Raw genomic sequence first — 14,406 nt, 5'->3', positions numbered from 1 at the left:
TAAGAGACCTTTTTTTACACAGAAAGATGAGCGACATCCTGAATCATATTGAAGAAAATCCTAAAGAAACACAGCGATTAATTGGTCTGGCCTATGAAGAGTTACAACAATTGCTCCAAAATGCCGAACGATTACATCATGAAAAACAAGCTTTACTAGAAGCAAAGAAAGTGAGAATTATTGCTGGTGGAGGAGGTCGAAAACCCAAACTATCTCTTCCCGAACAAATAATTTTAACCTTGGTCTATCTGAGGCATATGACAACATTTCAACTTCTGGGCATCCAGTTTGGAGTAAGTGAGTCTACAGCTAATGATACATTTAACTATTGGTTGCCGCACCTGCGACAATTGCTACCATCTAGCTTGCTGGAACAAGTAAAAAAAAACGCTGCTGACCATGCAATAGTTAAGGAAATACTCACAGAATATGAATTAATAGTAGATACCTACGAACAAGTCAGAGAGAGACCTGGATCTAAGGATGAACAAGAAAAATACTTTTCAGGCAAGAAGAGTAATCATACATTCAAAAGTCAAATAATTATCATGCCAGATGGTAGAGATATAGTTGATGTTGTGGCAGGGGAACCTGGACCTAAAAGCGATATAACCTTATTCCGGGAATATCGCTCCGAGTTTGACCCTCAACTCATATTTAAGGGAGATAAAGCTTACGTTGGAGAAGATTTAATAACAACTCCCATTAAAAAACCCAGAAACCGAGAATTAACAACTGAACAAAAAGAACAAAACAAAGCGTTTTCGGCTCGCCGAATTTTTGTGGAACATCGAATTAGAACGGTCAAGATATTTCGAGTTGCCCAAGAAAGATTTAGATTAAACCCCCAAAAATATGAGCAAGTAATTTTAACGATTTGTGGAATAGTAAGGTTGCGAATTGGAGCCTTAATATTACCATTAGGAAAAGCGGGGAAATGCTCGGATGAAAATTAACACAGCTTCCTCAATATTTTGGCATAATTATCAACAATAAATATCTCCAACTCGGGTTTCATCGTACACACTAGCTAATTTACGATGATTACATTTACGTCCTAGAACTTAACTATACAGAGGCTTTGAGTGTTTTCGGAGATGTCTAATGTATCGCATTGACTTTTCTAGTACAGCTCAATCTGAAGCTGATGCAGCGTTTCTGAACTTTTCCCAATTCACGACTCCCGAACGCGCTCAAGCATGGTATCAGGGCCTGATTAAAGCGATTTCCTCACTCCAAGAAATGCCGCGTCGTTGTGTTTTAGCCCGTGAAAACGCATTTTTCAGCCAATAGATTCGCCAGCTTCTGTATGGAAGTGGTAAAACCACGTATCGCATACTCTTCACTATTTTTGACGATCAACCTATACCAACGGTGAGGATTATCCACATTCGCCATGCACTCCAGCGTGCGATTGGCGAACCCCAAGATGAGGCATGACCTTATGCTTAGCTTATCTAATTTTTTTGAAATAAGCGATCGCAAATTGCCATGCCCTCCGCAGCCGCGAATTACATTCGCCCCCTAACTCGCAGCATCTTATTCCCGCCTTTTTGAAACTCATAAGGCGCCTCTTGAATTTCTACACTAAAATTTCTCTTTTTCAATTCGGCGACGATCGGATTTAAGTGATCGGATTCTTCCCCGCTAAAACTCTGCAATAGAGGGAATACCCGGACTTCCTTCGCAACCCGACACATTTCTGTAATTGCTTCCAGATGAAATTCTTCCGAAAGCAGGTGAGAATAAGCAAATAAGAAATGGCTGCACAAAGCTAAATCGAATTTACCGTTCTCGAAAGGCAAAACTGGCAGCTCAGCATTAATGTAGCGGCCTTGCTGCAAGCCAGATGGAAAATCTTCTAAAAATTCCTGCATCGCCTTCATTCGCACTTCGCCTAGCTGGTAGGGCGATTCAAAATTATTCCACAGGTAGCCGTCTACATTTGCCTTGACAGCATCAATGACAGTGTGATATGTTTCTTGGATGCGATCGCCAATTTCCACCGCACTAAACTGATAAACTGGATCGCAAGAAATTACCTTTTTACCTTGGCGAGTCATTTCGGCATTGAAGCTTGCCGGGCCGCCCGCACAATCAAGAATTGCTAGCTTGATGTCACTTGATGTCAAGCTAAACATTCCTATGTATTCATCCAAGCAGCGTCCCCAGGGAATTACTTTATCCAATTTTAGTGACACTTGTCTTTGTCCTGCAGATAGAATTATTTAATATTTTACCTCAAATGAGGCTGGTTTTTTCCTATCTCCTTTCTGTGGTGGGTTGATTTGTATCCCCAGTTATGTATGAAGAATTTTGCTCAAACGAGATCCTAATCCTGAGAAAAGTTGGCGGGCTTTACAGTTTCTTTACAAACAAGGTGCAAAATAGTTAAGTGCGATCGCACAATTTTTATGATTCCACCTGTGGATTTTGCAGCGAAGCGAGGCTACACTGGACAGCAGGGAAAATAAACTAAAATCCACTAGCTAAATTGCTCTTGTTCAATGGCAGGCTGCAACCAGGAAAGAAAGATGAAACATACCATTCAAACCGCTACAAGTCTGAGTTTGTCAGCACTCCTGGTGCTATTGAGTTCGCTGCCCAGTATAGCTCAGTTGCCTGCCGTCAGAACTCCTGCGCCCGCTAGGAACCCAAACCAACCGAGAGTACCGCCTCCGCCACCTCCGGGTTCGAGTTTGCCGGCCAACGGCAATTCTGGTTCGCTGACACAAGAAGCAGCTTATACTTTAGGGTCGGGCGATCGCATTGCTTTAGAGATCTTCGGCGTCCCTGAATTCAGCAGAGAATATCAAGTGTTAGTTGACGGGACGCTCAATTTGCCAATCATTCGCAGCGTCTCAATTCAAGGGTTGACGCTGCAACAAGCTGCTAATGTGATTACCCAGCGATACGAACCCTTCATCAATGTTCCCGTTGTTACCGTAACTCTGATCGTCGCTCGCCCCCTAAATATAGGTCTTGCCGGTGAAGTTACTCGCCCGGGTTCCTACAAGATTAATCCCACTAGAGATGGAGGAGGAGTAAAATTCCCGACTTTGATGGAAATGCTGCAACTTGCACAAGGGGTGACATCAGCAGGAGATATGCGAAATGTCCAAATTCGCCGTCCCCGCAGAGGCGGGCCGGAGCAAGTTACTAATGTTGATTTGCAGGATTTTTTAGACACGGGAAATTTGCGTCAAGATGTCACGATTCGAGATGGAGATACAATTTTTGTACCGACAGCAAGGGCCCTTAATACTCAAGAAGTTCGTCAAAGAGCCAGTGCTAATTTTTCCGCTGATATTACTAAACCAATTGGTGTGGTAATTGTCGGGGAAGTAAACCGGCCGGGGCCTTATACTGTATTTGCTTCGGATGTGCGATCGAGCAACCAACAAACAGAGTTGAGTTTTGTATCTATCGACCAACAGCAAGGAGCTGTTGTGGGCTTACCAACGATAACTAGAGCACTGAAAATTGCTGGTGGTATCACTACAGAAGCTGACATTCGCCGCGTGCAAATCCGCCGCCGAGTCAGAGGTGGCAATGAACAAACTATCATGGTAAATCTGTGGGATTTGCTGCAAAGAGGCGACGCAACTCAAGATATTTTGCTGCAAGAAGGAGATAGCGTAATTATCCCGACAGCAGCTACTGTAGACTTAGCCGAAGTTTCTCAAGTCGCAAATAGCAGTTTTTCTCCGAACGCGATTAGCATCAATATTGTAGGAGAAGTAATTAGGCCAGGGGCTTTGGAGGTGCGGCCTAGTACATCCCTGCACCAAGCTTTGCTGACCGCAGGCAGTTTCAATCAATTGCGGGCTAAAAAAGACAAGGTAGAACTATTGCGATTGAACCCCAACGGTACTGTTTCTCGCCGCACGATCGAGGTGGATTTTGCTCAAGGGTTGAATCCTAATAATAACCCCACTCTCCGCAACAACGATGTGATTCTGGTAGCGCGATCGGGCTATGCTAGGGTAGCCGACAATATCAACACTTTCTTGCAGCCAATAACAGGAGTAGCAACTGGAATTAACACTGTTAGCGGCGTTTTTACTGGGTTTCAAGCAACTATCAACGCTTTTCAAAACTTATTTTTGGGAGGCGATTTCGAGCGGCGAAATCAGCTCAGACAGATTCGCGAACAACGTGAAGACAGACAAGAGCAACGTCAAGACAGACTGCTAGACAGAGAGCTCCAACGTGAAGACAGACAGCGGCAAGCTGAAGACAGACAGCGGCAACTTGAAGACAGACAGCGGCAAATCGATCTGCAAAATCGGCAACTTCAGATTCAGCAGCAGCAACTTCAACTTCAGAATCAGCAGCCGCAAATGCAGCCACAGCAAATTCAGCCAACTACTCCTTGATAAGACTCGGGCGTTGAAAGTTAGCCACCCTCTTTATGAATCGGCGGTTGAAACCGCTGCATAGAGTCAAACGAAGTCCGAGCAAAGGGGGAGTAACAAATAAAGGGGGTATTAAAAGCAGATTTGCTATTACATGGCACATCCCAAATCTACGGCAAACATCCAAGGCGTTGCGGATTTACGGTATGAAAGGTTAAATAGGCCCGTCATAGAAACCAGTATCCACAAAGCTTTTGGATTTTAAAGTTATTTTTTTCATACCCTGATTAAGCAACGCCACTTTGAGATTGCTTCACTGAGTTCGCTGGGCGACAGCAATACGTTACTTTTTCGTAAGTCCTGTAATCCTAACAATTCGAGCCGTGAAAGGTATAAGTTGCTACATCAAAGGTAAAGTTTCGATTGACATAGTTCCCCTTTGTCCATGTCCCAAACTACATCAATCATGAGAAATTTTTTGTAGTCTGGAAAATTAATCAACCTTTTGCCTGCAACAACTGTGGCTGCAAAACCTGATTTAATTTGCCACTACGAAACCCCTCCAAATCCAAAGTCGCGTACACAAAACCAAACTCCTGGAACACCGCCACCAATGCAGGCAAATCCGTATTTACCACAAACTCCTGAATCTCCTCTGCGGGTAACTCAATCCGCGCCGTATCTCCGTCCGATCGCACTCGCAGATTTTTCAGTCCCAACTGTCGCAAATACCGTTCAGCGCGCCCCACTCTTTGCAACTTTCCAACGGTGATTTCTTCGCCGTAAGGAAAGCGCGAACTCAAACAAGGTTGAGCCGGTTTGTCCCACCAAGGCAAACCCAATTCTTTTGCCAATTGCCGTACTTCCAATTTAGTCATGCCTACTTCTGCTAAAGGCGATCGCGCGCCGCGTTCCTTTGCCGCCTGAATTCCGGGACGATAATCCTTTAAATCGTCAGCATTAACCCCATCCACCACATAAGGATAACCCTTTGCTAGTGCTAGGGGTTTCAAAGTATCATGCAGTTCGCTTTTGCAGAAATAGCAGCGGTTAACTGGGTTAGAAGTGTAATTGGGATTTGCCATTTCCTGAGTTTCTACTTCCTCGTGGGCAATGCCAATTTCTGCTGCTTGAATGCGCGCATCTTCTAAATCTTCTGGCAGTAAAGACGGGGAAACAGCCGTCACTGCCAAAGCGCGATCACCCAACACATCAAAAGCGATTTTGGCTACCAAAGTGCTGTCTATTCCGCCGGAGTAGGCAATCAAAGCCCGTTCCATTTGTGCGAAAATATCTTTCAATTCTTCGACTTTTTCTATTAACATAAATTCACCTTTTTTACGAACATATAAGTAAGAAAGTAAACTCAAGAAAGAAGGATGAAGAAAGCCTATCTCGATCGGGTTCCCTTCTTCCCTCGAACCTCTTATTTCTTCCGACTTCCATCGGGCTTCTAATGCTATTCGGGATCGATACCGAGGGCTGCCAATCGAGCCAAAAGCTCTTGATTTCGCTGTCTTTCCTGTTCCAGCAGCGTCTCGGCTAACTCTTTGTGTTGCTGTTGGCGATCGGCCCGTTGACGTTCATTTTCTGCCCTTTCTTCCGGCCACAAAAGCAACTCGCCCGCCGTATTCCACCAACGCAGCCAATATCCTGTTCTACCTTCGCGAGTTCCCTGCCACACTCCCAAAAATAGATTTAATCCAGGTATTAAATAACGACCGTTTTCATCAGGATTTTGATTTTCATAACGCTCGGATTCAAGCGCATAAACTTCTATTCTGCCTGTATGCGGCCGAAAAATGACATAGCGAGGAACTTTGATTACTTGTTCGTAAAAAAACCACTTGCCGATTTCTTCTGTGTGTTCGACAGAGTATTCGTCGCCGTAAGTAGCTGATAGAAATTCCCTCACTACAAAAGGGACACTTCCTTCGGTATGAGGCGTGTAACTGCGGCGGGGATAGTTGTGATCCCAAGGTTGAACTGGCTGGACGTACATCCAGTCTGGGGCTTTGCAAATAGTGCGATCGTCCACAGCAGCGCACAAAGCAAAATTAGAAACTATGAGTGCGTCTTGCATTAGTTCCGGGGAATCCACTACAGACTGGGGCAAACCGTTAGCTAGCAAGGGATGGTCTATATCGTCTACAGGGTCGTCTGGTAGGATGAAATCATCGGGTAGCAGTGGCCAAGTAATCTTGAGCTGGGATATCGGTTTGTGAATTACAGTGGTCATAAGTCACCTCATTTTACCAATAAAAGTTTGAGTTTTAGTCGAGATGGGCGATCGATAACCTTCTCTATATCTTAGCGCGCTAAGTCGATAATAAAATTGGTTTGTAGTAAGGACTTTAGTCCTCACTACAAACAATTAGCCTGAAGTTACGGAAGGCTGCTTTTAAAATTCCCGGCGGGAAAATATGGCGATCGCAATTGACAACAGCAGCACCACATACAGCAAACCGTAGCCAGCATCTGTAATCAAACCTGCCAAGTAAGGAACGTGTCCGTAAACAGCATCGTTTCTCAAATTGAATCTGGCTAAATCCGGCAAAACCAGATAAAGTCCCATCATCAATTGTTCAAGGCCAGGATTTTTAGTTAACTTGCCCAAAGCTACTAAATCCCGCGTCGAATGTCCCATTAAATAAACACCAAATGTCAGTAAAGTTGCCAACAGCGAACTGCTAAAAACCCCAAATAAAATCCCGACACCAGCCATCAGACACAGCTCAAACCAGATAAACAGCGAAGCGATTAAAATGCTTTCCAAAGGGAAAGGAATGCGGCTCAAACTCAGAATAGCCAGATAGATAACAGTCATTGCTGCTACAAGCACGGCCAGCACCGCCGACAGCCCTAAGTGCTTGCCCACAATTAACTCAGCCCGACTTATCGGCTTGGCAACTAACAGATAAACAGTCCGCTTTTCAATTTCTTTGTTGACCAATCCGGTAGCCACAAAAACTGTGGCAATTAGACCGAGAATGCTCATAGCAGCCAAACCGACATCTAAGATAATTTTATTCTCGGTTGTCGCCGCCAATTCCGGTATCAACCGTACCGAGGCTCCCATCAACAGAGCAAAAATAATAATTAAGTAAAGGATGCGATCGCGAATTACTTCCCAAAATACATTGGTCGCGACTGTCAAGATTCTTCTCAAATTCATCTAGTTATTAACCCACTGGAAACTTTCGCCATACTTTAGTGTAAGGAAGAAGGAAGAAGGAAGAAGGAAGAAGGAAGAAGGAAGAAGGAAGAAAGAGGATTTTTTCCATCTCAGACTCTCAGACTCTCCCACTCTCAGACTCTCCCACTCTCCCGCTATACCGATCGCAATTAGTTAACAGAGACAGAATCACACTTGACTGTCCCCCGCAGTTCCATCTTTTTTCTGTCCGGGTTGAGAGCGTTTGATGGCATCGCAGGTTACAGTCGCCCTATTGGCTATCTGGAACACCTCGCAAGATTTGGTAAACGAATATATTTCCGGTCTAAAAACCAGCCCCAGCCAAGTGGCCTGCATATCTAACTGATAGCGGGACTCTCCTTGGACGATCGAAGTTTTGACATCCCAGCTCGCATCTTCTGGGACTATCCCAGTTGTTTTTAAGGCTTGATTCCGCAGAAAAAATCGCTCGTTGTCAATATCTATTAACATTTGCTCTACTTGCGCCCACGGTTTTGTGCGGGCTTCATTTCGCAGGTATCCCTCCATTGCATTGAGGATGACAACTCCTCGGGAGCGATTAATAGTTGGCCGTTGAAATGTCACCACATAATCGCTTTGCCTTAAATCCTGAGATAAAACGCTCGGATACTGTTGTATCCAACCTTGAATTAAAAAGTGAAAAGCAAACCAACAGGAAAACAGCAGGTGAACTAGAGTAATCATCAAAAACTGAGGCCGCACCAACGACCTGATACCTTCCCGTTTTGACTCGCTATTCCAAATCTCTATTGTAGCAAGAACTACTACTGCTATAAGTGGGCCGGATATCCATGCTATTTCCTTCCTATCCGACGGCAATCTTATCAGTAACCACAAGCCAATTAAGATGCTTGTCACCCACGGACTCAGACTTACTCCTTTAATCACAAAAGGTTGCTGACTCGTCAGCAAACCCATTGAAAGTGTAAAAAATAACCAGCTCATATCAAAAAGCAGAGTTCTCGTCCGCCAGTCAGTGACTGCCGCCACTGTCAGCAAAGCTAAAAAGATGCTGAGCAGTAAAGGAGTCTTCCAGTGGACAACTTTAGGCGGAATCATCGCCTTTTGGATTTTTTTATTGGTTTCCCAAAGGTTATTCGTCAGCTTAGTGAGTTGCTGAGTGACATCAAAAAATTGCTTCATCATAAATTTCAATAGACGCTTTGCAAAAACAACAAGGTTAAAATAACGAGATTGCTAACAGTGTGGGCGATTAAAATTCCCCCAAACTGGGTAGTTACTTGAAAAGTTTTTTTGGGAGGACGGCGGGTGAGGGTTGGCGGCCCTAAAAACTGAGGTTTGGAAGCTTTTTTATTGCCGGCAACCATGTTCTCTATGAATTCTAATCCCTGCCATTTAGCTAGAAAAGTTACTGCTAATACTGAGAGTGCTATCATAGTTATTGGAGCGTAAACATTATCCGCTCTTCCTAATAAGATATAACCGATAAGCTGTTCCCGCAAATCTTTGCTAAGAACGCTTTCTATGCCGAAAAAAACTAACCAGCCTACGCAAGTGCAAGAGAGATTGAGGATGGCTGTATATTCAATGCTGGTTTTGGGGCCGAGTTTAAGTAGTTTTTGCAAAAACCACGATTCGATCGCGATCGCCAAAAACATAATTAAAATTTGCACCAAAACAGTCCGAAATGGGAAAACACTCGCAATCATAAGCCTTTAGGTATATCAGTCCGTGTTAAATTTTAATTGTACAGCACAAACGGAATAATCTTAACCGGAGGTTTGAGCACCAGATTGCGTTAGATCGCTGCTTAAAAAATTGGGGGTTAGGACTTATCGTATAATCTGTTGAGATCCGCCAACAGAATGGAAAAATTAAACATTCAAGGCGCGCGATCGAATACCCACCCCGATACAGACTCAAATAACTGCTGATTATGGTAAGGAATGGCATTGGTATTCGGACAGCCTCATCCCGGTCGGAACGCGCCGCGGGTCAGATTCACGTCTACGACGGCGCTGGTAAAGGCAAGTCTCAGGCAGCTTTGGGAGTAGTGTTGCGCTCGATCGGGCTGGGTATCAATTCTGACTCGCCCACGCGAGTCTTGTTGCTGCGCTTTCTTAAAGGCCCCGGCCGCTCCTACGACGAAGACGGGGCAATAGAAGCCTTGCAACGGGCATTTCCGCACTTGATCGACCAAGTGCGAACCGGCAGAGCCGAATATTTTGGGGCCGAAGCAATCACCCGCTTCGATCGCGCCGAAGCTCAGCGAGGGTGGGATATCGCCAAAGGAGCGATCGCAAGCTCGCTCTATTCCGTCGTGGTACTAGACGAACTAAACCCCGTATTGGACTTGGGTTTGCTGCCAGTTGACGAAGTAGTCCAAACCCTCAAAAACAAACCAGAATATTTAGAAGTCATCGCCACAGGCCGAGCGGCCCCGGAAGCTTTGCTGGAGATTGCCGACTTGCACTCAGAAATGAAGCCCCACTATCACCCCGCAGCGGCAGAGCATCATATTTCCGGTATCGAAATATACACTGGAGCGGGAAAAGGCAAGTCTACGAGCGCTTTGGGCAAAGCTTTGCAGGCAATAGGTAGGGGTATCAGTCAAGACCAATCTCACCGGGTGTTAATCGTGCAATGGCTCAAAGGTGGCACGGGTTATACAGAAGATGCGGCGATCGCAGCTTTGCGCCAAAGCTATCCACAGCTAGTAGACCACCAGCGGTGCGGCCGAGATGCTATAGTTTGGCGGGGGCAACAGCAAGAGCTAGACTGCATAGAAGCAGAACGCGGCTGGGAAATCGCCAAATGTGCGATCGCCAGCGGCTGGTACAAAACGATTATTCTCGACGAACTCAATCCCACAGTAGACTTAGAACTGCTGCCGGTAGAGCCGATCGTCGAAGCCCTGCTACGCAAGCCGCGGGATACAGAAATTATTATCACCGGGCGCTGCCACAAACCCCACGCTTACTTTGACTTGGCAAGCGTACACTCCGAGGTATACTGTCACAAACACTACGGCGATCGGGGCGTAGAACTAAAGCGGGGCGTAGACTTTTAAAGCCCGGAGCGGTACTCGGTTCAATCCGGGTCAGAATTATTAAATGACGGCCCTGCCTGGAAAACCGGAAATTGCCACAAAGCTTTGTTACCAAGTAACAAATCTCCCAATTTCCCTTGTCTTCCCGATCACCCAGATCAGCCTTTTTTAATCTTTAATTTCCTCCCCCGGACGCGATCCCCGACCGCCAATCCAGAATGGAACATTAAGAATATGAGCCGCGTCTTATAGAGCGTGAGCACATGAGACAGTGCACCAGGATTATTAAATGGTGAAGACTTTGAAAATAAAAGCTTACAAGCAAAAAATCCGCGAGGGAGAAAGTCTAGACAGGGTTAACGCCAGTAGGCTAGACTTGCGGCTGGCAAACAGGTTAAACTACAGCGGAATCCAAACATTCGGTGTTCTAGGCAGTGTCTGTAGTCGCACCAGCGATGACCAACAAGTAGAGGAGTGAAGCTTTATGACAACGTTAGATGACAATCCTAATCAACTAGATTTAAACCTTCCGGGACTAGGCCCGGATACAGTATTCGCCGGAGAGGGGGCGGATTTCGTAAGAACTTCCACCCTGGGCGGCAGCTTAATATTTGGCCAAGGCGATAACGATACTCTGATTTCAGTTGGCCCGAACGATACCATATACGGCGGCGACGACGAAGATTCAATCAGATCTCAGCGCATTCCGGCTTTGCTGTTTGGCGACGCAGGCAATGACACCATAATCGCTGAAGCCCGCGCTACCCTGGCCGGCGGCGAGGGAGAAGACATCCTCCAAGGTACTGTCGAAGCTAACCTGATGTTTGGTAATCAGGGGGAAGATACGATGCTGGGAGGGGCGCAGAGAGGAGACTCCCTCTACGGCGGTAAGGACAATGACAAGATCGGCTTCTTCATCGCAGGCGGTGGCAACAACCTCTCTTTAGACGGTGGTTTGGGTATTGGCTTCGCTGGCAATGAAGGCAGCAACTTCTTGCGGGGTGATTTGGGCGACGACTTAGTTGTAGGTATCAATGTAAGAGACAGTCTTTATGGCGGTAGAGGCAACGACACCCTAAGAGGTGTGGCCAGCAACAGCTACCTGTCGGGCGATCTGGACGACGACATCTTATTCATTACCAACCGTACCCAGACAAGCCCGTTTGCTCAGGGCAGCGTCATTACGATCGGCATTGAGAGAACCACCTTGATTGGTGGTGGCGGCAACGATTCTCTCACCGGGGCGATCGGCGAGTTTGAAGCCGGCAGAAACTTCTTTGAGGGCGGCGACGGCAACGACACGATCACGGTTTTTGCCACGCAGGATACCGCGCTGGGAGGTGCAGGCGACGACTTCATCGAGTCATCCAGGGTATCGAATCTAACTTTGAGCGGAGGCGCCCAGAGTTCCTTTGGAGGCTTCGCGGGTCGCAACTTGCTCGACGGCGGAGTGGGCAATGATACGATCGTTGCAGCTTTTGTGACGGATACAATGGTCGGCGGTGAAGGCAACGACAACCTGAGCGGTACCTTTACTAACGCAGCCGGTGGAGATGGCAACGATACTATCGATGCTACCAAGGCCATTTTTGCTGGTACTGGTACTGCTTTGATTACTCTCGATGGCGCGCTGGGCAACGATTCGTTAATTGGCTACACCAATCCTACTACTGGCAGCAGCTTTACCGTCACCAACCTCATGAATGGTGGCGAGGGAAGTGACACCATCATCTTTGGCACCCAGTTTGATAAAGTGATCGGCAACTTTGCGGGTAACGACTTCATCTCCTACGCTAGCGGCGTCAGCTTTGACGATATTACAGCGCCAAACTTGATTAGCGATACCTTAGGCAGCAACTTCATTATTGGTGGCAACGGCACTGATGTCATCACTACTGGTAACGGGGATGACATCCTGTTCGGCGACTCATCCAGTGCCGACTCCCTCGCTGGGGACGATACCTTAAATTCCGGCGCCGGAAACGACACCATGCTGGCCGGCTTTGGAAACGACTATTTGATCGGCGGCGACGGTAACGACTCTCTCGGCGGCGGGCCTGGTGCTGACACCCTGATTGGCGGATCGGGTAATGACAGTTTCTACTACAACAACTTCGGCGAGGGCGCCGATGGTACTAACCCAGACCAAATCGGCGATTTTACGAGCGGTCAAGACAAGTTTATCTTCCAAATCAATGGCTCCAACGGCTTCCCCAACTTGAGGGTACGGGATAATACGAATCAACTTTCATCGAAGGCGTTCTTGGTGCTTGAGAGTGGGTCTTACGATGGCACTTTTGGTCCAGCCGGGGCGGGCGCGTCAGAGCCGTTCGTCTTTTATCAAAATGCAGACGGACGACTAGGATATGACTCTAACGGTGTTAGTAATGCTGGCGGAGTAGTTACGCTGGCAATTCTGAATGGCAGACCGGGCATTACGCTTACTGACATTACCCTGATTTAATTTGGGTAAAAGTGGGTGGGGTGGATTCTGAAACATCGCCCTACCAACTCTCAAAACTAATTGTGCTTTGTTTCGAGCTGGGGATATCCATCCCTGGCTTTTTTGTGGGCATGAGCATGGGGCATCGGCCAAACAGGGCATTGGCCAAAAAGCATCTTCGCCAAACAGCATCTTCGCCCTGGGTAGCGGAGGGATCGGGTCGAAAAGTAGAATCTGTAGGTGCGGGTTCACCCATGAATTTTGCCACCCCTCAATAATTTTGATAAACCCGCCCCCCAACTCAAAGACGATATAATTGACATATGAGTAAAAGTCGATTATTGTAGCCGACTAATATTCTCTTTTGTCCTTCAAAAACAGTTATTAATAGTGAAACTGCCCAATGGTCATCTAGCAGATTTAGGCAATAAAATAGAAGAATATTCTCTAAATCCGAATCATCAAGAAGGAAAAAATAAAGCTGTTTTGTTGGCCAGTAAGTTAGGCATTACCCTAAAAAATGCTGAAATGCTCAAACAGGCTTTAAAAGAAGCTGCTATCAACGAAGATGTTGTTATTCAAAAAAACAATGAATACGGCACACATTACAACATGAAATTATTGCTGAAAACCGAAGTAGGTGAATCTCTGATTCTAGCAGCTTGGATCGTCCGCTTAGGTGAAAGTTTCCCCAGATTAACAACAAGTTGTTATCCCGTCAAAAAGTGAGGTAAAAACAAGGAAAACAATTAAAGACCTAGATATTGTTGCTTTAACAGAAGACTTAGAAGCAACCCATTTTGAAACAAAACAAATCATTAAATTATATAAAGGACAAGTAGGAACAGTTGTGATGGAATTTGAGGGCAGTGCTTTTGAGGTAGAATTTTCTCATCAAGATGGCACAACTTATGCAATGGAAACAATTCCCGCTACAAAATTAATGCTTTTGCATTATGAATTACTAGAATCTGTAGGGGTAGTTAGCCGATGAATTTTGCCAGCAATTATCGTTGGTAAAACCCGCCCCAAGATATTGGTACAAATGATTTAGGCTAATTATAAAAAATCCCGCAAACTATATGTTTGCGGGATTGAGTAGGCAGGAAACTTGTAGCGAATACTGTTACTAAGCTCGGTCTACAATCTCTTTTGCTTTATCTTTGAGGTCTTCTTTCAGGTGAATTGCTGATGCTTCATCCTGCTTGGCTTGACCTTCTAATTTATCTTTCTGATTGCCTGTAACTTCGCTAGCAGCTTCTTGGATTTTGCCTTCAATATTCTTCGCTGTGGCTTCGACTCTATTTTCAATGCTCATAATTTTATATTCTAACTCTACAACTACTAATATATGATTTTAAAGTTGAGTCTGTATCTC

At 45.8% G+C, this 14,406-nt stretch carries 15 protein-coding genes; 8 read left to right on the top strand and 7 right to left on the bottom strand.

Annotated features, from left to right (window positions below):
- Window positions 1–26: 26 nt before the first annotated feature.
- Together QUB06_RS11215 and QUB06_RS11210 are read left to right on the top strand one after the other, a co-directional pair.
- Window positions 27–956 (top strand): transposase family protein, encoded by a 930-nt coding sequence (locus tag QUB06_RS11215; RefSeq protein WP_333435346.1) that lies wholly within the window; start codon window positions 27–29, stop codon window positions 954–956.
- A gap of 148 nt (window positions 957–1,104) precedes the next feature.
- Window positions 1,105–1,293, top strand: a complete 189-nt coding sequence (locus tag QUB06_RS11210) for a hypothetical protein (protein WP_333435345.1) — start codon at window positions 1,105–1,107, stop codon at window positions 1,291–1,293.
- Window positions 1,294–1,511: 218 nt separating this feature from the next.
- On the opposite strand, the gene QUB06_RS11205 is transcribed toward QUB06_RS11210, so the two are convergent.
- The gene (locus QUB06_RS11205) at window positions 1,512–2,201 is read right to left on the bottom strand and encodes a class I SAM-dependent methyltransferase (protein WP_333435344.1); all 690 of its coding nucleotides are present in this window, start codon (window positions 2,199–2,201) and stop codon (window positions 1,512–1,514) included.
- Window positions 2,202–2,534: 333 nt separating this feature from the next.
- On the opposite strand from QUB06_RS11205, the gene QUB06_RS11200 reads away from it, so the two are divergent.
- On the top strand, window positions 2,535–4,379 hold the full coding sequence (locus tag QUB06_RS11200) for a polysaccharide biosynthesis/export family protein (RefSeq protein ID WP_333435343.1): 1,845 nt from the start codon (window positions 2,535–2,537) through the stop codon (window positions 4,377–4,379).
- Between the two features lie 476 nt (window positions 4,380–4,855).
- Here the strand turns inward: QUB06_RS11200 and larE are convergent, their stop codons facing one another.
- The 5 genes from larE to fraC form a co-directional block, all read right to left on the bottom strand.
- Window positions 4,856–5,683, bottom strand: coding sequence for an ATP-dependent sacrificial sulfur transferase LarE (gene larE, locus QUB06_RS11195; RefSeq protein ID WP_333435342.1), 828 nt, complete (start codon window positions 5,681–5,683; stop codon window positions 4,856–4,858).
- A gap of 134 nt (window positions 5,684–5,817) precedes the next feature.
- On the bottom strand, window positions 5,818–6,597 hold the full coding sequence (locus QUB06_RS11190; RefSeq protein WP_333435341.1) for a Uma2 family endonuclease: 780 nt from the start codon (window positions 6,595–6,597) through the stop codon (window positions 5,818–5,820).
- Between the two features lie 162 nt (window positions 6,598–6,759).
- Window positions 6,760–7,533 carry an ABC transporter permease gene (locus QUB06_RS11185; protein ID WP_333435340.1) on the bottom strand — a complete coding sequence of 258 codons (774 nt, stop codon included), beginning with the start codon at window positions 7,531–7,533 and terminating at the stop codon, window positions 6,760–6,762.
- A gap of 189 nt (window positions 7,534–7,722) precedes the next feature.
- Entirely contained in the window at window positions 7,723–8,721 is a 999-nt protein-coding gene (locus QUB06_RS11180; protein ID WP_333435339.1) for a DUF5357 family protein, read from the bottom strand.
- Window positions 8,722–8,726: 5 nt separating this feature from the next.
- A complete protein-coding gene (gene fraC / locus QUB06_RS11175) occupies window positions 8,727–9,245 on the bottom strand; it encodes a filament integrity protein FraC (protein WP_333290676.1) in 519 nt (172 codons plus the stop codon).
- A gap of 227 nt (window positions 9,246–9,472) precedes the next feature.
- Here fraC and QUB06_RS11170 point away from each other — a divergent pair, with 227 nt between their 5' ends.
- From QUB06_RS11170 to QUB06_RS11150, 5 genes are all read left to right on the top strand, one after another.
- Entirely contained in the window at window positions 9,473–10,606 is a 1,134-nt protein-coding gene (locus QUB06_RS11170) for a cob(I)yrinic acid a,c-diamide adenosyltransferase (protein WP_333435338.1), read from the top strand.
- Between the two features lie 268 nt (window positions 10,607–10,874).
- A complete protein-coding gene (locus QUB06_RS11165; RefSeq protein WP_333435337.1) occupies window positions 10,875–11,063 on the top strand; it encodes a hypothetical protein in 189 nt (62 codons plus the stop codon).
- A 6-nt stretch (window positions 11,064–11,069) separates the two neighbouring features.
- A complete protein-coding gene (locus QUB06_RS11160; protein WP_333435336.1) occupies window positions 11,070–13,049 on the top strand; it encodes a calcium-binding protein in 1,980 nt (659 codons plus the stop codon).
- A gap of 369 nt (window positions 13,050–13,418) precedes the next feature.
- On the top strand, window positions 13,419–13,757 hold the full coding sequence (locus tag QUB06_RS11155) for a DUF6883 domain-containing protein (protein ID WP_333435335.1): 339 nt from the start codon (window positions 13,419–13,421) through the stop codon (window positions 13,755–13,757).
- A complete protein-coding gene (locus QUB06_RS11150) occupies window positions 13,741–14,022 on the top strand; it encodes a DUF4926 domain-containing protein (protein WP_333435370.1) in 282 nt (93 codons plus the stop codon). Before QUB06_RS11155 ends, QUB06_RS11150 begins: the two co-directional genes overlap by 17 nt.
- Before the next feature lie 135 nt (window positions 14,023–14,157).
- Here QUB06_RS11150 and QUB06_RS11145 read toward each other — a convergent pair whose 3' ends face one another.
- The gene (locus QUB06_RS11145) at window positions 14,158–14,346 is read right to left on the bottom strand and encodes a CsbD family protein (protein ID WP_333025464.1); all 189 of its coding nucleotides are present in this window, start codon (window positions 14,344–14,346) and stop codon (window positions 14,158–14,160) included.
- Window positions 14,347–14,406: the final 60 nt, after the last annotated feature.

The organism is Microcoleus sp. D2_18a_D3 (assembly GCF_036702455.1).
GTDB lineage: Bacteria > Cyanobacteriota > Cyanobacteriia > Cyanobacteriales > Microcoleaceae > Microcoleus.
Note: the sequence above shows the minus strand (reverse complement) of the source record. Positions and strands in the feature narration are given on the sequence as shown.

Bases quoted from the DNA above. Each gene is read 5' to 3' on its own strand.
- QUB06_RS11200 (WP_333435343.1), top strand. From the start codon at position 2,535: ATGAAACATACCATTCAAACCGCTACAAGTCTGAGTTTGTCAGCACTC.
- QUB06_RS11210 (WP_333435345.1), top strand. From the start codon at position 1,105: ATGTATCGCATTGACTTTTCTAGTACAGCTCAATCTGAAGCTGATGCA.
- QUB06_RS11165 (WP_333435337.1), top strand. From the start codon at position 10,875: ATGGTGAAGACTTTGAAAATAAAAGCTTACAAGCAAAAAATCCGCGAG.
- QUB06_RS11185 (WP_333435340.1), bottom strand. From the start codon at position 7,533: ATGAATTTGAGAAGAATCTTGACAGTCGCGACCAATGTATTTTGGGAA.
- QUB06_RS11160 (WP_333435336.1), top strand. From the start codon at position 11,070: ATGACAACGTTAGATGACAATCCTAATCAACTAGATTTAAACCTTCCG.
- fraC (WP_333290676.1), bottom strand. From the start codon at position 9,245: ATGATTGCGAGTGTTTTCCCATTTCGGACTGTTTTGGTGCAAATTTTA.
- QUB06_RS11145 (WP_333025464.1), bottom strand. From the start codon at position 14,346: ATGAGCATTGAAAATAGAGTCGAAGCCACAGCGAAGAATATTGAAGGC.
- QUB06_RS11215 (WP_333435346.1), top strand. From the start codon at position 27: ATGAGCGACATCCTGAATCATATTGAAGAAAATCCTAAAGAAACACAG.
- QUB06_RS11170 (WP_333435338.1), top strand. From the start codon at position 9,473: ATGGTAAGGAATGGCATTGGTATTCGGACAGCCTCATCCCGGTCGGAA.
- larE (WP_333435342.1), bottom strand. From the start codon at position 5,683: ATGTTAATAGAAAAAGTCGAAGAATTGAAAGATATTTTCGCACAAATG.
- QUB06_RS11180 (WP_333435339.1), bottom strand. From the start codon at position 8,721: ATGATGAAGCAATTTTTTGATGTCACTCAGCAACTCACTAAGCTGACG.
- QUB06_RS11190 (WP_333435341.1), bottom strand. From the start codon at position 6,597: ATGACCACTGTAATTCACAAACCGATATCCCAGCTCAAGATTACTTGG.